Here is an 18,360-nt window from a genome sequence, read left to right as displayed (position 1 = left end):
CTACACTTGGAGCCGCTATGGCTTACCTCGATCACGCCGCCACCACTCCGATGCTGCCCGAGGCGATCGCCGCGGTGACGGCGCACCTCGGGGCGGTCGGCAACGCCTCGTCCCTGCACACGGCCGGCCGGCGCGCCCGGCGCGCGGTCGAGGAGGCCCGGGAGTCACTGGCCGAGTCACTCGGCGCCCGCCCCAGCGAGATCGTCCTGACCGGCGGGGGCACCGAGTCCGACAACCTCGCCGTCAAGGGCCTCTACTGGGCCCGGCGGGACGCCGACCCGGCCCGCAGACGGGTGCTCAGCAGCCCGATCGAGCACCACGCCGTGCTGGACGCCCTGCACTGGCTGGCCGAGCACGAGGGCGCCGAGGTCGAGTACCTGCCGGTGGACGCCGTCGGCCGGATCCACCCCGAGGCGCTGCGGGCGGCCATCGAGCCGGACCCGGGGACGGTCGCCCTGGTCACCGTGATGTGGGCCAACAACGAGGTCGGCACCCTCCAGCCGGTCCGCGAACTCGCGGCCGTCGCCGCCGAGTTCGGCATCCCGATGCACTCCGACGCGGTGCAGGCGCTCGGCCAGGTGCCGGTCTCCTTCGCCGAGTCCGGGCTCACCGCGCTCACCGTCACCGGCCACAAGGTCGGCGGCCCCTACGGCGTCGGCGCGCTGCTGCTCTCCCGCTCCGCCGCGCCCGTCCCGCTGCTGCACGGCGGCGGACAGGAGCGCGACGTCCGCTCCGGCACCCTCGACGTGCCCGGCTCGGCGGGCTTCGCGGTCGCCGCCGCGCTCGCCGTCGAAGGCCAGCCCGGCTACGCGCAGCGGGTCGGCGCGCTGCGCGACCGGCTGGTCGAGGTGGTGCGCGCCGCCGCGCCCGACGCCGTGTTCAACGGCGACCCGGCGAGCTCCGGGCGGCTGCCCGCCAACGCGCACTTCTCCTTCCCCGGCTGCGAGGGCGACGCGCTGCTGATGCTGCTCGACGCGGCCGGCGTCGAGTGCTCCACCGGCTCGGCCTGCTCGGCCGGCGTCCCGCAGCCCAGCCACGTGCTGCTCGCGATGGGCGTCGCCCCCGAACTCGCCCGGGCCTCGCTGCGCTTCTCGCTCGGCCACACCTCCACCGAGGCGGACGTCGCCGAACTCGCCGCGGCGCTGCCCGGCGCGGTCGAGCGGGCCCGGCGGGCCGGACTGGTGCGCGCCTCGCGCTGATTCGTTCCTTGCGGGACGTTCTGCTGCCGGACGTATTCTGGGAGGATGAGCGCACCCGTCCCGCAGCGGACCGTCCGCGACCTCACCGAACTGCTGGTGCAGGCCGCCCACGCCATGAACACCCGGCTGTCGCTGGCCCTGGCCGAGATCGACAGCTCGCCGCGCATCCACTGCGTCCTGGTGCACGCCATGGAGGCCGAGCGCACCCAGTCCCAACTCGCCGCGCTGGCCGGGCTGGACAAGACCACGATGGTGGTCACCGCCGACGAGCTGGAGCGGGCGGGCCTGGCCGAACGCCGCCCGTCCGCGACCGACCGGCGAGTGCGCGTCATCGAGGTGACCCCGGCCGGCGAGGAGCTGGTCCGCCGCGGGGTGGTGATCGTCGACCGGGTGCACGCCGAGGCGCTGGACGAACTCTCGCCCGGGGAGCGGCAGGTGGTGGTGGACGCGCTCACCAAGCTGAAGCGGGAGCCGGAGGCGGGCGGGGAGGTGGGGGAGAAGGCGGTGCGGCGGCCGCGGCGGGCGCGGCAGTAGGTGGGGCCGGGGTCGGTCGGAGATAGTCCCGGGATCGTCCTGGATTAGATCGTCTATTACAAAACTATCTGCTACGGTCTCTCTTGTGAGGGGTCGCGCGTCCGTGCGCGGCCCGGAGGGAGGGGAGACCCGTCATGTCCGAAAACCCGACGCGCGCCCGCTGGCCGGCCCTCGCGGTGGTCTGCGCCGGCATGCTGATGGTGATCCTGGACGGCTCGATCACCACCGTCGCGCTGCCCGAGATCCAGCGGCAACTGCACTTCTCCCCGGCCGGGTTGGCCTGGGTGGTGGACGCCTACGTGGTCGCCTTCGGCGGACTGTTGCTGCTCGCCGGACGCCTCGGCGACCTGCTCGGACCGCGCCGGATCTACCTCGCCGGCCTCGCCGTCTTCACCGCCGCCTCGCTGCTCTGCGGCCTGGCCGGCACCCCCGCGATGCTGATCGCCGCCCGCTTCCTGCAGGGCGCCGGCGGTGCGATGGCCTCCGCCGTCGGCCTCGGCATGGTCGTCCCGCTCTTCCCCGAACCCGCCGAACGCGCCAAGGCCTTCGGCGCCGTCAGCTTCACCGGCGCGGCCGGCGCCTCGCTCGGCCAGGTCCTCGGCGGCGTCCTCACCGAAGGACTCGGCTGGCACTGGATCTTCTTCATCAACCTGCCGATCGGGGCCGCCGCGATCTTGGCGGGCCGCCGGCTGCTGCGACCTGACGAGGCGTCGGGCGGACGGGCGGCCGTCGACGCGGTCGGCGCGGCCCTGGTGACGTCCGGCCTGATGGTGGGGGTCTACGCGATCGTCGAGGCCGGCCCGCGAGGGTGGGCGTCCGCCCACACGCTGGGCTTCGGGGCAGCCGCGGTCCTGCTGCTGGGCGGGTTCGTGCTCCGGCAGACCCGGGCCGCGATGCCGCTGCTGCCGCTGCGGATGCTCGGCGAGCGGGTGGTCGCCCTGGCGAACGTGATCCAGATGCTGCTGCTGGCCGCGCTGTTCGGGTTCCAGGTGCTGATCGCGCTGTACCTCCAGGACGTCCAGCACTACGGCGCACTCGGGACCGGACTGGCCATGCTCCCCGCCGCCGTCACGATCGGCGTGGTGTCGCTGGCGGTCGCCGCCCGCGCCATCAACCACCTCGGCGAGCGCCGCACTCTGCTCATCGGCCTCGGCCTGCTCACCGTCGGCCTCGGCCTCCTCACCCGGCTCCCCTCCGGGCCGCTGCACTACGCGACCGACCTGCTCCCCACCATGCTCAGCGCCGCCGGCTTCGGCCTCGCCATCACCGCCCTCACCGCCCTCGGCATGGCCGACGCCCGCCCCGAGGACGCCGGCCTGCGCTCCGGACTGCTCTCCACCACCCAGCAGGTGGGCGCGGCACTGGGGGTGGCGGTGCTCACCATGCTCAGTGCTGCCGGCGGCTACCGGTTGGCGTTCGGGGTGGGGGCGGTGTTGCTGGTGGCGGCGATGGCGCTCACTGCTGCGCTGCCGCAGGTGTCTGGGGGCTCGGGGAACGGCGAGGCGAGTGCCTGACGGTCTGAAGCCGGCTGCAGGTCTTGGAGACCTCCACGCGACCAGACCTCGCAGCGCCCCGGAACCCCGACCGCCACGCACTCCCGCCGTTCCCCGGGCCCCTGAACCCGCCTTCTGTACTCTGGGAGGCATCATGACTGACTTCCCCGGCGCCCCGATTGCTCCGTCCACCGGCCGTCTGCGGGTGCTTGCCGCGATGTCCGGTGGTGTCGACTCCGCTGTTGCCGCTGCTCGTGCCGTGGAGGCGGGGCATGAGGTGACGGGTGTGCACCTGGCGTTGGCCAGTAATCCGCAGTCGTTCCGGACCGGGGCGCGGGGGTGTTGCACGCTGGAGGACTCGCGGGACGCCCGGCGGGCCGCCGACGTGATCGGGATCCCGTTCTACGTCTGGGACCTGGCCGAGCGGTTCCGCGAGGACGTCATCGAGGACTTCATCGCGGAGTACGCGGCGGGCCGCACGCCCAACCCGTGCCTGCGGTGCAACGAGAAGATCAAGTTCGCGGCGCTGCTGGACAAGGCCGTCGCGCTGGGCTTCGACGCGGTGTGCACCGGCCACTACGCCCGGATCGTCGACCTGCCGGACGGCGCCCGCGAGCTGCACCGGGCGGTGGACGCGGCGAAGGACCAGTCGTACGTGCTGGGCGTGCTGGACGCGGAGCAGCTCGCGCACTCGCTGTTCCCGCTCGGCGACACCACCAAGGACGTGATCCGCGAGGAGGCGGAGCGTCGCGGGCTGGCGGTGGCCAAGAAGCCGGACAGCCACGACATCTGCTTCATCACCGACGGCGACACCCAGGGCTTCCTGGCGGAGCGCCTCGGCACCGCCCCCGGCGACATCCTGGACACCGACGGGACCAAGCTGGGCGAGCACGACGGCGCGTACGGCTTCACCATCGGGCAGCGCAAGGGCCTGCGCCTGGGCCGGCCCGCCGCGGACGGCAAGCCGCGGTACGTGCTGGACATCTCGCCGGTGAACAACACCGTCACCGTGGGTCCGGTCAGCGGGCTCGACGTGCACGCGCTGACCGCGATCCGTCCGCGCTGGTGCGGCACCCCGGCGGTGGGGGAGGGACGCTACACCGCCCAGCTCCGGGCGCACGGCGAGGAGGTGCCGGTGACCGCGGTGCTCAGCGGCGACGAGATGCACGTCCGCCTGGACACTCCTGCCCGCGGCATCGCGCCGGGCCAGGCCGTGGTGCTCTACGACGGCACCCGCGTGGTCGGTTCGGCGACCATCGCCACCACCGAGCGGGCCGTGGAGCCGGCTCCGCAGAGCTGACGGGTATTCCGATTGACCTCTCCGGTGCGGCCGGTGATAGGACTGGTTGCACTATGAACATCACGGTCTTCTGCTCCGCGTACTCGCTCGACGCCACCTACTCCGCCCCGGCCGCCGAGTTCGCCCGGCTGCTGGGCGAGGGCGGGCACACGCTGGTGTGGGGCGGGTCGCACGCCGGGCTGATGGGGCTGCTCGCCGACGGGGTGAAGGAGGCCGGGGGGCGGCTGGTGGGGATCTCGGTGGAGCTCCTGCGGCACAAGTCGTACGAGGGCGCCGACGAGTTGGTGATGGCGCCGGACCTGGCCGCCCGGAAGGCCGAACTACTGGCGCGGGGGGATGCGCTGGTGGTGCTGGTCGGCGGGCTCGGGACGCTCGACGAGGTGACCGAGGTGCTGGAGCTGAAGAAGCACGCGCTGCACGACAAGCCGGTGGTCTTCCTGGACACCGAGGGGTTCTACACCGGGCTGCGGATGCAGCTCGAACGGATGGACGCGGAGGGGTTCCTGCCGCGTCCGTTGTCGGAGCTGGTCGGGTTCGCGCAGACCCCGGCCGAGGCTCTCGCCCACCTGACCGCCCACCAGTCGTAAAGGATCGCGCCCATGGGTGTCCATCTGTTGACCGGAGCCGGCTCCGGCATCGGCGCCGCCGTCGCCGACCGGCTCACCGCCCGCGGTGACGAGCTCTGGCTGCTCGCCCGCGACGCCCGCCGCGCCGCGCAGTTGCGCGAGCGCTACCCCGCCGCGCGGACCCTGGTGGGGGACCTGGAGGACCCGGCGAAACTGTCCTGGGCGTTCGGGCACCAGTCGGTGCCGGTCGAGCTGGACTCGCTGCTGCACGTGGCCGGCGTGGTCGAGCTGGGCACGGTCGGGGACACCCCGGTGAAGGCGTGGCAGTACCAGCTGAACGTCAACGCCGTCGCGCCCGCCGAGCTCACCCGGCTGCTGCTGCCCCAGCTGCGGCTGGCCCGCGGGCACGTGGTCTTCGTCAACTCCGGTGCGGGGCTGCGCGCCGACGCGACCTGGGGGTCGTACGCGGCGAGCAAGTTCGCGGTGCGGGCGCTGGCCGACGCGCTGCGGCAGGAGGAGCACGGCCACGGCGTGCGGGTGACCACGGTCTACCCGGGGCGGACGGCCACGCCGATGCAGCTGAAGGTCCATCAGCAGGAGGGCAAGGAGTACGACCCGGCGCGCTGGATCGCCCCCGAGTCGGTGGCCACCGCGATCGTCACCGCGCTCGACCTGCCGCGGGACGCGGAGATCACCGAGATCACGGTGCGGCCGGGGCAGTAGCGCCACCGCCCGGGCCCGTACGCTCTCCCACGTGACTGACACGAGCGTTTTCGCGGAACTCTCCGGTGCGGCGACCGGGATCGGGTCGATGCCGGGTGCGGACGTGCGGGAGGCGGTCCGGGCGGTGACGGGGGAGCTGGACCAGCTGCCCCACCTGCCGGAGCTGCCCGCGCGCGGGCCGGGTGCGGACATGATCGGTCGCGGGGCGGGGCTGCTGACCGAGCTGTTCGTGCAGACCGAGCCGAGCGGCTGGCGGTTCACCGACCGGCCCGGCCGGGACACCAAGCGCGCCGTCTCCTGGCTGGGCGAGGACCTGGACGCGCTGGAGGAGTTCACCCAGGGGTACACCGGGCTGCTCAAGCTGCAGGCGGTCGGCCCGTGGACGCTGGCCGGGTCGATCGAACTGAAGCACGGCGAGAAGGCGCTCAGCGACCCCGGCGCCTGCCGGGACCTGGCGGAGTCGCTCACCGAGGGCCTGCGCCGCCACCTCGCCGACGTCCGCCGCCGGGTCCCCGGCGCCACCCCCGTGCTGCAGCTGGACGAGCCGCTGCTGCCCGCCGCGCTGGCCGGCTCGGTGAAGACCGCCAGCGGCTTCCAGCGGCTGCGGGCGATCGACCGGCAGGTGGCCGAGCAGACCCTGCGCGAGGTGATCGGCGGGCTCGACGTGCCGGTGCTGGTGCACAGTTGCGCGCCCCGGGTGCCGATCCCGCTGCTGCGCCGCGCCGGGGTGGCGGGGGTCAGCCTGGACTTCTCGCTGCTGACCGAACGTGACGACGACGACCTCGGCGAGGCGATCGAGGGCGGCACGCTGATCCTCGCCGGTGTGGTGCCGTCCACCGACGCGGCCGCTCCTCAATCAAACGGCGTGTCAGACCCGGCCGGTAGTGTCCAGGGTGTCAGGACGTTGTGGCGCAGGCTCGGGCTGGATCCGGAGCTACTGGGTCGCCGGGTGGTGGTGACACCGACGTGTGGGCTGGCGGGGGCGTCCCCGGCGTACGCCCGCCGGGCGTTGTCACACACCGTGAAGGCGGCGCGGATCCTCGCGGACGACCCGGAGTGACGAACGAGGAGGCCCCGGTGGCGGTGGTGGAGGGCTGGGAGGACGTCCCGGCGGAGGTGCGGACCCGGCACGCCGAGCTGGCGACCGAGATCGAGGAGCACCGGGCCCGGTACTACGAGCAGGACGCGCCGACCGTCAGCGACGCCGAGTTCGACCGGCTGATGCGGGAGTTGGAGGCGCTGGAGGCCGAGCACCCGGCGCTGGTGACGCCGGACTCGCCGACCCAGCGGGTCGGCGGCGCGCCGACCGGGCAGTTCGCGCCGGTGGAGCACCGGGAGCGGCTGCTCAGCCTGGACAACGCGATGGACGACGAGGAGCTGGCCGCCTGGGCCGAGCGGGTCGCCGCCGAACTCGCCGGGATCGACTACCACTTCCTGTGCGAGCTGAAGGTCGACGGCCTGGCGGTCAACCTGACGTACGAGAACGGCGTGCTGGTGCAGGCCGCCACCCGCGGCGACGGCCGGGTCGGCGAGGACATCACCGCCAACGTCCGCACCATCAAGGGCGTCCCGCACCGGCTGACGGGCGAGAACCTCCCGGAGCTGGTCGAGGTCCGCGGCGAGGTGTTCTTCCCCAGCGCGGAGTTCGACGCGCTGAACGACTCCTTCGCCGCGGAGAACGAGCGCCGCCGGCTGGAGAACGAGGAGCGCGCCAAGGAGGGCAAGCGCCCCCGGGCGATGATCCGGCTGTTCATGAACCCGCGGAACGCCGCCGCCGGATCGCTCCGGCAGAAGGACCCGCTGGTCACCGCCTCCCGCGAGCTGCGGATGGTGGTGCACGGCATCGGCGCCCGGGTCGGCTTCGACATCGACAACCAGTCACACGCGTACCAGCTGTTGGAGGGCTGGGGCCTCCCCACCGCCAAGCACAACCGGGTGGTCGACGACCTCGACGGGGTGCGGGAGTTCGTCCGGTACTTCGGCGAGCAGCGGCACTCGGTCGAGCACGAGATCGACGGCGTGGTGGTGAAGGTCGACGAGATCGCCCTGCAGGGCCGGCTCGGCGCGACCTCCAAGTCGCCGCGCTGGGCGATCGCCTGGAAGTACCCGCCGGAGGAGGTCACCGGCAGGCTCGCCGAGATCAAGATCGGCATCGGCCGCACCGGCCGGGCCACCCCGTACGCGGTGCTGGCGGAGCCGGTCAAGGTGGCCAAGACGATGGTGCAGTACGCCACCCTGCACAACCAGCAGATCGTCAAGGCCAAGGACGTGCTGCTCGGCGACACCATCGTGCTGCGCAAGGCCGGCGACGTGATCCCGGAGATCCTCGGCCCGGTCTACGACCTGCGGGACGGCACCGAGCGCGAGTTCGTGATGCCCACGCACTGCCCGGAGTGCGGTACCGAGCTGCGCCCGATGTCCGAGGGCGACATCGACCTGCGCTGCCCCAACGCGCAGCACTGCCCGGCGCAGATCCGCGAGCGGATCGCCTTCCTCGGCGGCCGCAGCTGCCTGGACGTCGAGGGCCTCGGGTACGTCGCCGCCACCGCGCTCACCCAGCCGCTGGAGCCCGCCGACCCGCCCGTCAAGAACGAGGGGGACATCTTCGGCCTGACCCTGGACCAGCTGCTGCCGATCAAGGTGCTGGTGCGCGACCCGAAGACCGGCATGCCCAGGCTGGACGACCAGACCGGCGAGGAGAAGGAGGTGTTCTTCTTCGCCACCACCAGCGGTGCGCCGAAGAAGAACACCGGCGTCCTGCTGGAGAACCTGGCCGCCGCCCGGGACCGGCCGCTGTGGCGCTTCCTGAACGGCCTGTCGATCCGGCACGTCGGCCCGGTCGCCGCGCAGGAGCTGGCCCGCGAGTTCCGCGACCTGGACAAGGTGTTCGCCGCCGACGAGGCCGAGCTGGCCGCCGTCGAGGGCGTCGGCCCGACCATCGCCCGCTCCATCAAGGAGTGGTACGCGGAGGAGTGGCACCGCGAGGTGCTGGAGAAGTGGCGCGCCGCGGGCGTGGTCTTCACCGAGGAGGCCGGCGAGGAGGCGGGCGAGCGCCCGCTGGAGGGCCTGACCGTGGTGGTCACCGGCACCCTCGCCGGGCACACCCGGGACGGCGCCAAGGAGGCGCTGACCTCGCGCGGAGCCAAGGTCACCGGCTCGGTGTCGAAGAAGACCCACTTCGTGGTGGTCGGCGAGAACCCCGGCTCCAAGCACGACAAGGCGGTGCAGCTCGGCGTGCCGGTGCTGGACGACGCGGGCTTCGCGGTGCTGCTCGACCAGGGCGCCGACGCGGCCCGGGAGTACCTCGGGCTGGAGCCCGCAGGCGAGTCCTGACGGGTCGTTATCGTCCTGATGCCGCGTCACCCGGGTGTTCGAGAGCGAAATCGGGCATTGTGTCACTGAGCAGCGCGCGGATATGACGTTGCGCTCAGGAGTGACCGAAAGTGCGCCCTCCCGGCGGACACCGGCATACCCTGGGCGCTACGAACTGTCAGCAGGAGTGTGTGGCCCCGGTTTTGGCCTGGGCCGCGGGGACACGCCCCGTCTGACGTCCACCGGCACCGGAGCGGTGCCACACCGTGAGGCGGCCCGGCGGGGGCGGGCCCGACGGAGGACTGGGCTTATGGATCGTTCGACCGGCGGCGCGCCCACACGCCCGCCGCAGGGGGTGGCAGGGGCGGTCCTGCTGCTCGGCGTGCTGCTGGCCGGCGCCGCGCCGCTCATCCCGTTGGCCGTCCTGGTGTACCGCTACGAACCCGAACTGCTGCCGCTGTTCGCGGTCCCGCTGGCGGTGCTGGTCGCCGCCTGGCGGATCGCCCGCGACCGGGCCCGCGACCAGCTCACCGATCCGCTCACCGACCTGCCCAACCGGCAGGCGCTGCTGATCGCCGCGCAGGAGGCGCTGGCCCGGCACGAGAGCGAGCCCGGGTACAGCGTCGGGCTGGTCCTGCTCGACCTGGACCGGTTCCGCTCGCTCAACGACGCGCTCGGCCACACCGCCGGCGACCGGCTGCTGGTGCACATCGCCCGCCGCCTGCACCGCGCGCTGCGCTCCGGCACCAGCCACCCCAAGGACGGCGAGGACGGCAACGTGCTGCCCCCGCCGGTACGCCGCGGCGAACGCCCGGTGGTGGCCCGGATGGGCGGCGACGAGTTCGCCGTGCTGCTGCCCGGCGTCGGCAGCCCCGAGGTGCTTGAAGGGGTGGCCAAGGCGCTGATCGCCGAACTCGCCGCGCCGATCCGCCTCGACGGTCTGCTGCTCGTCCTGGAGGCCAGCGCCGGCGTCTGCGTCTACCCGACGCACGCCCAGGACGCGGAGTCACTGCTGCGCCGCGCCGACGTCGCGATGGGCCACGCCCAGCGCAGCCGCAGCGGCGTCGAGAGCTACGACGAGGCCCGCGACATCGACACCCCGTACCGGATCGGCCTGCTCGGCGACCTGCGGCGGGCGCTGGAGATGAACGAGGTCCACCTGCACTACCAGCCCAAGGTCGCCTTCGACGGCCGGGTGGTCGGCCTGGAGGCACTGGTCCGCTGGGACCGGGCCGGCCAGGGCCGGGTCCCGCCCGACGAGTTCATCAGCCTCGCCGAGTCCTCCGGCCTGATGCCGCGGCTCACCGACTACGTGCTGGAGAGCGCCGTCGGCCAGCTCGCCCGCTGGCGCCACCAGGGACTGATGGTGCCGGTCGCCGTCAACGTCTCGCCGCGCGACGTCCTCAACCCGGGCTTCGCCGCCCGGGTCGCCGGACACCTCACCCGCCACCAGGTGCCCGCCGACGCGCTCCAGTTGGAGATCACCGAGCGGCTGCTGCTGGACGACTCCCGACGCGCCGCCGACACCCTCGCCGAGCTGCGCCGCTACGGCGTGCGGATGTCGCTGGACGACTTCGGCACCGGGCACTCCTCGCTGGTGCGCCTGCGCAGCCTGCCGGTCGGCGAGTTGAAGATCGACCGGTCCTTCGTCTCGCGGATGGTCGCCGACGACCACGACGCCGCGGTGGTCCGCTGCTCGGTCGAACTCGCCCACTCCCTGGGCCTCACCGTCGTCGCCGAGGGCGTCGAGGACGACGAGACCTGGGAGCGACTGCACGACCTCGGGGTCGACGCCGTCCAGGGCTGGCTGGTCTCCGCCGCCCTCCCCGCCGACCAGGCCACCGCGTGGCTGCTGGTGCACCGCACGGACGCCCCGCCGGTGGAGACGCTGCCGCGCTGAGCCGCACTGGGGAGGTTGCCCGCAGTGAGCAACCCCTTCCGCCCCATAGGATGGGTCCCCAGACCGAAAGGACGGGTGCGCCCAGGGCCGCCCGGTCTCCCAGAACTCACCCTTGAGGATCGCTGCATGCCTGGCATCACGCGCGAGGAGGTCGCCCACCTCGCCCGGCTGTCGCGTCTGGAGTTGCAGGCGGAGGAGTTGGACCACTTCGCCGAGCAGCTCGACGTGATCATCGGCGCGGTCGCCCGCGTTTCCGAGGTCGCGGGACAGGACGTCCCGCCGACCTCCCACCCGCTCCCGCTGACCAACGTGATGCGGGCGGACGAGGTGCGACCGTCGCTGACCCCGGAGCAGGCGCTCTCCGGCGCGCCCGCCAGCGAGGACCAGCGTTTCCGCGTGCCGCAGATCCTCGGGGAGGACTGACCGAGATGACCGAGCTGATCAAGTACACGGCGGCCGAGACGGCTGCCGCGATCGCCACCGGCGAGGTCTCGGCGGTCGAGGTCGCCCAGGCCCACCTGGACCGCATCCACGCGGTCGACAAGAAGGTCAACGCCTTCCTGCACGTCGACGCCGAGGGCGCGCTGGCCGCCGCCCGCGCGGTGGACGACAAGCGCGCCGCCGGCGCCGAGCTCGGCCCGCTCGCGGGCGTGCCGCTGGCGCTGAAGGACGTGTTCACCACCAAGGGGATGCCGACCACCTGCGGGTCGAAGATCCTCGAGGGCTGGATCCCGCCGTACGACGCCACCCTGACGCGGCGTCTGAAGGACGCGGACGTGGTGATCCTCGGCAAGACCAACATGGACGAGTTCGCGATGGGCTCCTCCACCGAGAACTCGGCGTACGGCCCGACCGGCAACCCGTGGGACCTGACCCGGATCCCGGGCGGCTCCGGCGGCGGCTCCTCGGCGGCGCTGGCCGCGTTCGAGGCACCGCTGGCGATCGGCACCGACACCGGCGGCTCGATCCGCCAGCCCGGCGCGGTCACCGGCACGGTCGGCGTCAAGCCGACCTACGGCTCGGTCTCCCGCTACGGCCTGGTGGCGTTCTCCTCCTCCCTCGACCAGGGCGGCCCGTGCGCCCGCACCGTGCTCGACACGGCGCTGCTGCACGAGGCGATCGCCGGGTACGACCCGCTGGACTCCACCTCCATCGACGCGCCGGTCCCGGCGGTCGTCGCGGCGGCGAAGATGCGCGACATCCGCGGCATGCGGGTCGGCGTGGTCAAGGAGTTCGCCGGCGAGGGCTACCAGGCCGGCGTGATGCAGCGGTTCAACGAGGCCGTCGAGCTGCTGCGCGAGCTGGGCGCCGAGGTGGTCGAGGTGTCCTGCCCGTCGTTCACCCTGGCGCTGCCCGCGTACTACCTGATCGCGCCGTCCGAGGCCTCCTCCAACCTGGCCCGGTTCGACGCCATGCGCTACGGCCTGCGGGTCGGCGACGACGGCACCCGCTCCGCCGAGCAGGTCACCGCGCTCACCCGCGAGGCCGGCTTCGGCCCCGAGGTCAAGCGCCGCATCATCCTCGGCACCTACGCGCTGTCGTCCGGCTACTACGACGCCTACTACGGCTCGGCGCAGAAGGTCCGCACGCTGATCTCCCGGGACTTCGACGCCGCCTTCGCCGGCGTGGACGTGCTGGTCTCCCCGACCACGCCGACCACCGCCTTCCCGATCGGCGAGCGCGCCGACGACCCGATGGCGATGTACCTGGCCGACCTGTGCACCATTCCCTCGAACCTGGCGGGCAACGCGGCCATGTCGCTGCCCTGCGGGCTCGCCCCGGAGGACAATCTCCCGGTCGGCCTGCAGATCATCGCCCCCGCGATGGCGGACGACCGCCTGTACCGCGTGGGCGGCGCCGTGGAGGCCGCGCTCAACGACAAGTGGGGACACCCCCTGCTGGAGGAGGCACCGGCACTGTGAGCAAGATCGAGAAGGCCAAGGGCTGGAAGCACTCGAAGCCGGGCCTGTGGCTGTCCATCGGGACCAGCGCCTTCGGCGTGATCTCGATCGTCAGGGACGTGCGCAGCGCCCGAGACGACGACGACACCCTCAAGCTGGTCAACGCCCTGGTCGGCGCCGCCGCCCTGATCACCGGCACCGCGCTCCTCGTCCGTGAGCTCAAGCGGCTCGGCGACGACGACGTGCTGCTCGGCTGACGGACCTCCAAGACTGAAGAAGGGGACGCTGTGAGCGTCATGAGCCTGGTCTCCTACGAGGAGGCACTGGCCTCGTACGACCCGGTGATGGGCCTTGAGGTCCACGTCGAGCTGGGTACCAAGACCAAGATGTTCTGCGGCTGCTCGACCGAGCTGGGCGCGGAGCCGAACTCGCAGACCTGCCCGACCTGCCTCGGCCTGCCCGGCTCGCTGCCGGTGGTCAACGCGGTCGGCGTGGAGTCGGCGATCCGGATCGGTCTCGCGCTGAACTGCGAGATCGCCGAGTGGTGCCGGTTCGCCCGGAAGAACTACTTCTACCCGGACATGCCGAAGAACTTCCAGACCAGCCAGTACGACGAGCCGATCGCCTTCAACGGCTACCTCGACGTGCAGCTGGAGGACGGCGAGGTCTTCCGGGTGGAGATCGAGCGCGCCCACATGGAGGAGGACACCGGCAAGTCCACCCACGTCGGCGGCGCGACCGGTCGCATCCACGGCGCCGAGTACTCGCTGCTGGACTACAACCGGGCCGGCATCCCGCTGATCGAGATCGTCACCAAGCCGATCGAGGGCGCGGGCAGCCGCGCCCCCGAGGTGGCGAAGGCGTACGTCGCCGAACTGCGCGAGCTGATCAAGGCGCTGGGCGTCTCCGAGGCCCGGATGGACAAGGGCCAGATGCGCTGCGACGTCAACCTGTCGCTGCGCCCCAACGGCACCTCGACGTTCGGCACCCGCAGCGAGACCAAGAACGTCAACTCGCTGCGCAGCGTGGAGCGGGCCGCCCGGTTCGAGATCCAGCGGCACGCCACGGTGCTCACCGACGGCGGGACGATCGTCCAGGAGACCCGGCACTTCCACGAGGAGGACGGCTCCACCACGGCCGGCCGGATCAAGGACAACGCCGAGGACTACCGGTACTTCCCGGAGCCCGACCTGGTGCCCGTCGCCCCGTCCCGGGACTGGGTCGAGGAGCTGCGGGCCGGTCTGCCGGAGCTGCCCCGGGTCCGCCGGGCCCGGCTGCAGGCCGAGTGGGGCCTGTCCGACAAGGACATGCAGTCGGTGCTCAACGCCGGTGCGGTGGAGCCGATCTCGGAGACCATCGCGGCCGGCGCCCCCGCCGACCAGGCCCGCAAGTGGTGGATGGGCGAGCTGGCGCGGCGCGCCAACGAGACCGGCACCGAGCTGTCCGAGCAGCCGATCACCCCGGCCCAGGTGGCCCGGGTGTGCGCGCTGGTCGCCGAGGGCAAGCTGAACGACAAGCTGGCCCGCCAGGTCATCGAGGGCGTCCTCGCGGGCGAGGGCGAGCCGGACCAGGTCGTCGAGAAGCGCGGCCTGGCCGTGGTCTCCGACGACTCGGCGCTCGGCGCGGCCGTCGACCAGGCGATCGCCGACAACCCGGACGTCGCCGCGAAGATCCGCGACGGCAAGGTGCAGGCGGTCGGCGCGCTGGTCGGCGCGGTCATGAAGACCACCCGCGGCCAGGCCGACGCGGCCCGGGTCAAGGACCTGATCCTGGAGCGGCTTGCCGGGTAAGGACCATCAGGCGCAGCCTGGAGCGGCTCGCCTAAGTAGGTCTGCGGGCGGCTAAGGCCCCGCCTTAGTCGCATCCGCCAGGTGCCCGTCCCCGTCAGGGGGCGGGCACCGGTGTTTTCCCCCACGGGCCCGCGCGGCCCAGGGTGCTGACGGTCCGCAGGATCAGGCAAGCTCCCGATGTGGCGACCCCCACTGGCAGCGGAGATTGGTACCAGCACACGACGAGGGGAACCACGATGATCGAGTACGAGCTGTTCCGGGCCCACGAACGGGACCTCCACGCCCGCGCCGCCGCCGAGCGGCTGGCCCGGGAGGCCGCGGCGGTCCGCCGCGCCACCACCGGCGGGCCGCTGCAGCGCCTGGCCCGCACCCTGCGCACCGCCCGCACCGCCGCCACCGCGAAGGACGGCTCCCGCTCCGCCCACGGGCGTTCGGAAGCCGCCGCCGGCTGCGCCTGATGCCCCGTCAAGCCGCCCCGTCGACCAGCCGGGATAACCGGTCGGACCCGGCCGACGGCTATGGCATGCTCGCGGGCATGGAGCAGATATCGGTCAGCCCGGTCTTCGTCGGACGGGGCCGCGAGACCGGCCTCCTGACCGCCGCACTGCGGCGGGCCGAGGCGGGGGAGCCGCAGGCGCTGCTGGTCGGCGGCGAGGCGGGGGTCGGCAAGACCAGACTGGTCGAGGAGTTCCTCGACCGCGCGTGCGGCCCCCGGGTCGCCACCACCCTCGGCGCCTGCCTGGAGGTCGGCGCCGAGGGACTGCCGTACGGGCCGCTGGCCGGGGCGCTGCGCCGGCTGCACCGGCAGCTCGGGCCGGAGCTGGAGCGGGCGGCGGCCGGGATGGAGGGTCACCTCGCCCGGCTGCTGCCCGACTTCGGCGAGGCCGACGGCGCACCCAACGACGAGTACGGGCGGGCCCGGCTGTTCGAGCACACCGCCCGGCTGTTCGAGCGGCTCAGCACCGAGCGGACCCTGGTGCTGGCCATCGAGGACCTGCACTGGTCCGACCGCTCCACCCGCGAACTGCTCGCCTACCTGATCCGCACCCTGCACCGCTCCCGGGTGCTGATCGTCGCCACCTACCGCACCGACGACCTGCACCGCCGTCACCCGCTGCGGCCCTTCCTCGCCGAACTGGAGCGGCTGCGCAGCGTCCAGCGGCTCGAACTGGAGCGCCTCGACCGGCCCGAGGTGGCCGCCCAACTGGCCGGCATCCTGGGCACCGACACCCTCGACCGGGAGCTGGTCGAGCGGATCCACCGCCGCTCCGAGGGCAACCCGTTCTTCGTCGAGGAACTCGCCACCGCCCACCAGAACGGCTGCCTGACCGGCCTCACCGAACCACTGCGCGACATCCTGCTGGTCCGGGTCGAGGCGCTGCCCGACGACGCCCAGCGGATCGTCCGGATCGCCGCCGAGGGCGGCTCCCGGATCGAGCACGCGCTGCTCGCCGCGGTCGCCGTGGACGGCCAGGCGGTACCCGGCGAGGATGCGCTGATCGCCGCGCTGCGCACCGCCGTCGGCGCCAACATCCTGCGCCCCGACACCGACGGCGAGGGCTACCGGTTCCGGCACGCCCTGGTCCGCGAGGCGGTCTCCGACGACCTGCTGCCCGGCGAGCGGCACGGCATCAACCGCCGCTTCGCCACCGCCCTGGAGGCCGACCCCGAGCTGGTCGACGCCGAGGTGCGGGCCGCCCGGCTCGCCAACTACTGGTACCACGCCCACCACCCGGCCCGGGCGCTGCCCACCGCCCTGGACGCCGCCCGCGCCGCCCGCCGCCGCAACGCCTTCGCCGAACAGCTGAAGATGCTCGAACGCGCGCTGGAACTCTGGGACTCGGTCTCCGCCGAGGTGCTCGCCACCACCCTGCGCCCCTACGACTGGGCCGACACCTACCCGCCGTGCGCCTGCGACCCCGGCGAGCACGACGGCTGCGACCGCCTGCAGATCGTCGACGTGCTCGCCGAAGCCGTGGTCGCCGCCCGCCGGGCCAGCGACCGCGACCGCGGCCAGAGCCTCGCCCGCCGCGCCCTCGCCCTGGTCGACGAGCGGTCCAACCCGGCCCGCGCCGCCTGGTTCCGGCTGCAGCGCGCCCGGATGCTCGGCCACCTCCAGCGCCCCGGCGGCATCGACGAGATCCAGTACGCGCACCGCCTGCTGGCCGACCTCGGCCCGTCCGCGATCCAGGCCGAGGCACTCGCCCTGGACGCCGCGCACGGCATGCTGCGCACCCCCGTGCCCGAACTCATCGCCACCGCCGAACGCGCGGTGGAGATCGCCCGCGAGGTCGGCGCGACCTCCGTCGAGGTGCACGCCCGCACCACGCTGGCCGGACTGCTCGGCGACTTCGGCCAGGGCGAGCGCGCCGTCGCCATGCTCACCGAGGCCCTCGACCGCTCCGGCCAGCTCGGCGACGTCTACCTGCGCGGCCTCAACAACCTGGCCAGCCTGCTGCTCTCGCTCGGCCGCGCCGAGGAGGCCGTCACCGCCGCCCGCAACGGCCTGGACACCGCCCGCGGCAACGGCCTGCTGCTCAACAGCGGCCCGATCCTCACCGGCAACCTCGCCGAGGCGCTGCTCGCCACCGGCCGCACCGCCGAGGCGGCCGGCGTCCTCGGCGACTGGGAACAGCACGCCGGTGACGTGCACCGCGACTACCTCGACCGGCTGCGCGGCCAACTCGCCCTGCTGCGCGGCGAGTCGGCCGAGGCCGAACGCTACTGGTCGGCCGCCCGGTGCAGCAGCGCCGACGGCGACCAGCCGCAGCACGCGCTGCCCACCGCCCAGCTCGGCCTGCAGATCGCCGCCGCCCAGGGCCGGATCGACCTGGCCCGCGAGCGCCTCGCCGCCGTCCTCGACGGCGTCACCCCGGCCGGCAAGCAGGCCCTGCTGCTGCCGCTGCTCGCGCACGCCGCCGGCGCCGAGGCCGACCTGCGCCACCTCCCCGCCGCCGCCGACGGCCGCGCCGCCGTCCTCGCCCGGATCGCCGCCCGCGCCGCCGACCTCACCGCGTACGAGCCGCTCGACCGCGGCTGGGCCGCGCTGCTCGACGGCGAACTCGCCCGCGCCGAGGGCCGCCCCGGCGCCGCGCACTGGGAGCGGGCGATCACCGAACTGCGCGCCACCGCGCTGCCCCACCCGCTCGACCTGGCCCTGCTGCGCGCCGCCGAGGAGCAGGCCGCCACCGACCGCGAGGCCGCCGCCGAACTGCTTCGCGAGTCCGCCGTGCTGGCCCGCGAGCGGGCCGACCAGCCGCTGGCCCGGCAGGCCGAACTGCTGGCCGGACGGCTCGGCCTGGCCCTGGACGCCCCGCGCCGGACCACCGCCGACGAGGCGGGCTTCGGCCTCACCCCGCGCGAGCGCGACGTCCTGGGGCTGCTGGCACTCGGCCGCACCAACCGGCAGATCGCCGAGCAGCTGTTCATCTCCCCGAAGACCGCCAGCGTGCACGTCTCCAACATCCTGGCCAAGCTCGCGGTCTCCTCCCGCGGTGAGGCCGCCGCCCTCGCCCACCGCCTCAGACTCCTCCCGGAGGCCGAACCGGCGCTCGGCTGACCCGGCTTCAGCCCTTTGCAGCGGAAGGCAGCTGACGGCCCATCGGGTGGGATCGCTGAGCCGATCGGGCGATCCCGGCCGCA

Annotated in this window: 15 protein-coding genes; all 15 read left to right on the top strand. The window is 73.5% G+C overall.

Annotated elements, in window-relative coordinates:
• Positions 1-17: 17 nt before the first annotated feature.
• The 15 genes from AB0K51_RS05835 to AB0K51_RS05765 all read left to right on the top strand — a co-directional run bounded on the left by AB0K51_RS05835 (position 18) and on the right by AB0K51_RS05765 (position 18,277).
• Positions 18-1,199, top strand: coding sequence for a cysteine desulfurase family protein (locus tag AB0K51_RS05835; protein ID WP_363450915.1), 1,182 nt, complete (start codon positions 18-20; stop codon positions 1,197-1,199).
• 45 nt (positions 1,200-1,244) lie between these two features.
• Complete coding sequence (locus AB0K51_RS05830; RefSeq protein WP_363450913.1) at positions 1,245-1,733, top strand: MarR family transcriptional regulator; 489 nt, start codon at positions 1,245-1,247, stop codon at positions 1,731-1,733.
• 134 nt (positions 1,734-1,867) lie between these two features.
• Positions 1,868-3,247 (top strand): MFS transporter, encoded by a 1,380-nt coding sequence (locus tag AB0K51_RS05825; protein WP_363450910.1) that lies wholly within the window; start codon positions 1,868-1,870, stop codon positions 3,245-3,247.
• Positions 3,248-3,380: 133 nt separating this feature from the next.
• Positions 3,381-4,526, top strand: a complete 1,146-nt coding sequence (mnmA, locus tag AB0K51_RS05820; protein ID WP_363450908.1) for a tRNA 2-thiouridine(34) synthase MnmA — start codon at positions 3,381-3,383, stop codon at positions 4,524-4,526.
• A gap of 53 nt (positions 4,527-4,579) precedes the next feature.
• Positions 4,580-5,113, top strand: a complete 534-nt coding sequence (locus tag AB0K51_RS05815; RefSeq protein ID WP_363450906.1) for a TIGR00730 family Rossman fold protein — start codon at positions 4,580-4,582, stop codon at positions 5,111-5,113.
• Between the two features lie 12 nt (positions 5,114-5,125).
• Positions 5,126-5,815 carry an SDR family oxidoreductase gene (locus AB0K51_RS05810; protein WP_363450903.1) on the top strand — a complete coding sequence of 230 codons (690 nt, stop codon included), beginning with the start codon at positions 5,126-5,128 and terminating at the stop codon, positions 5,813-5,815.
• A gap of 31 nt (positions 5,816-5,846) precedes the next feature.
• The gene (locus AB0K51_RS05805) at positions 5,847-6,875 is read left to right on the top strand and encodes a methionine synthase (protein ID WP_363450901.1); all 1,029 of its coding nucleotides are present in this window, start codon (positions 5,847-5,849) and stop codon (positions 6,873-6,875) included.
• Positions 6,872-9,148, top strand: a complete 2,277-nt coding sequence (gene ligA, locus AB0K51_RS05800) for an NAD-dependent DNA ligase LigA (protein ID WP_363450899.1) — start codon at positions 6,872-6,874, stop codon at positions 9,146-9,148. Before AB0K51_RS05805 ends, ligA begins: the two co-directional genes overlap by 4 nt.
• Before the next feature lie 289 nt (positions 9,149-9,437).
• The gene (locus AB0K51_RS05795) at positions 9,438-11,027 is read left to right on the top strand and encodes a bifunctional diguanylate cyclase/phosphodiesterase (RefSeq protein ID WP_363450897.1); all 1,590 of its coding nucleotides are present in this window, start codon (positions 9,438-9,440) and stop codon (positions 11,025-11,027) included.
• A gap of 126 nt (positions 11,028-11,153) precedes the next feature.
• A complete protein-coding gene (gene gatC, locus AB0K51_RS05790) occupies positions 11,154-11,450 on the top strand; it encodes an Asp-tRNA(Asn)/Glu-tRNA(Gln) amidotransferase subunit GatC (protein WP_014138188.1) in 297 nt (98 codons plus the stop codon).
• A complete protein-coding gene (gene gatA, locus AB0K51_RS05785; RefSeq protein WP_363451045.1) occupies positions 11,447-12,949 on the top strand; it encodes an Asp-tRNA(Asn)/Glu-tRNA(Gln) amidotransferase subunit GatA in 1,503 nt (500 codons plus the stop codon). The genes gatC and gatA overlap by 4 nt, the downstream gene beginning before the upstream one ends.
• A complete protein-coding gene (locus tag AB0K51_RS05780) occupies positions 12,946-13,185 on the top strand; it encodes a hypothetical protein (RefSeq protein ID WP_363450895.1) in 240 nt (79 codons plus the stop codon). The genes gatA and AB0K51_RS05780 overlap by 4 nt, the downstream gene beginning before the upstream one ends.
• A gap of 30 nt (positions 13,186-13,215) precedes the next feature.
• The gene (gatB, locus tag AB0K51_RS05775; RefSeq protein ID WP_363450893.1) at positions 13,216-14,718 is read left to right on the top strand and encodes an Asp-tRNA(Asn)/Glu-tRNA(Gln) amidotransferase subunit GatB; all 1,503 of its coding nucleotides are present in this window, start codon (positions 13,216-13,218) and stop codon (positions 14,716-14,718) included.
• A gap of 236 nt (positions 14,719-14,954) precedes the next feature.
• Positions 14,955-15,176: a hypothetical protein gene (locus AB0K51_RS05770; protein ID WP_363450891.1), complete on the top strand. Its 222-nt coding sequence runs from the start codon at positions 14,955-14,957 to the stop codon at positions 15,174-15,176.
• Between the two features lie 77 nt (positions 15,177-15,253).
• Positions 15,254-18,277, top strand: a complete 3,024-nt coding sequence (locus tag AB0K51_RS05765; protein ID WP_363450889.1) for an AAA family ATPase — start codon at positions 15,254-15,256, stop codon at positions 18,275-18,277.
• The last annotated feature ends 83 nt before the right edge of the window (positions 18,278-18,360 follow it).

The organism is Kitasatospora sp. NPDC049285, from assembly GCF_040678815.1.
GTDB lineage: Bacteria > Actinomycetota > Actinomycetes > Streptomycetales > Streptomycetaceae > Kitasatospora.
This window is presented reverse-complemented; position numbering and strand designations above follow the sequence as displayed.

Coding starts and splice junctions, on each gene's coding strand:
- AB0K51_RS05835 (WP_363450915.1), top strand. CDS start 18: ATGGCTTACCTCGATCACGCCGCCACCACTCCGATGCTGCCCGAGGCG.
- AB0K51_RS05830 (WP_363450913.1), top strand. CDS start 1,245: ATGAGCGCACCCGTCCCGCAGCGGACCGTCCGCGACCTCACCGAACTG.
- AB0K51_RS05825 (WP_363450910.1), top strand. CDS start 1,868: ATGTCCGAAAACCCGACGCGCGCCCGCTGGCCGGCCCTCGCGGTGGTC.
- mnmA (WP_363450908.1), top strand. CDS start 3,381: ATGACTGACTTCCCCGGCGCCCCGATTGCTCCGTCCACCGGCCGTCTG.
- AB0K51_RS05815 (WP_363450906.1), top strand. CDS start 4,580: ATGAACATCACGGTCTTCTGCTCCGCGTACTCGCTCGACGCCACCTAC.
- AB0K51_RS05810 (WP_363450903.1), top strand. CDS start 5,126: ATGGGTGTCCATCTGTTGACCGGAGCCGGCTCCGGCATCGGCGCCGCC.
- AB0K51_RS05795 (WP_363450897.1), top strand. CDS start 9,438: ATGGATCGTTCGACCGGCGGCGCGCCCACACGCCCGCCGCAGGGGGTG.
- gatC (WP_014138188.1), top strand. CDS start 11,154: ATGCCTGGCATCACGCGCGAGGAGGTCGCCCACCTCGCCCGGCTGTCG.
- AB0K51_RS05770 (WP_363450891.1), top strand. CDS start 14,955: ATGATCGAGTACGAGCTGTTCCGGGCCCACGAACGGGACCTCCACGCC.
- AB0K51_RS05765 (WP_363450889.1), top strand. CDS start 15,254: ATGGAGCAGATATCGGTCAGCCCGGTCTTCGTCGGACGGGGCCGCGAG.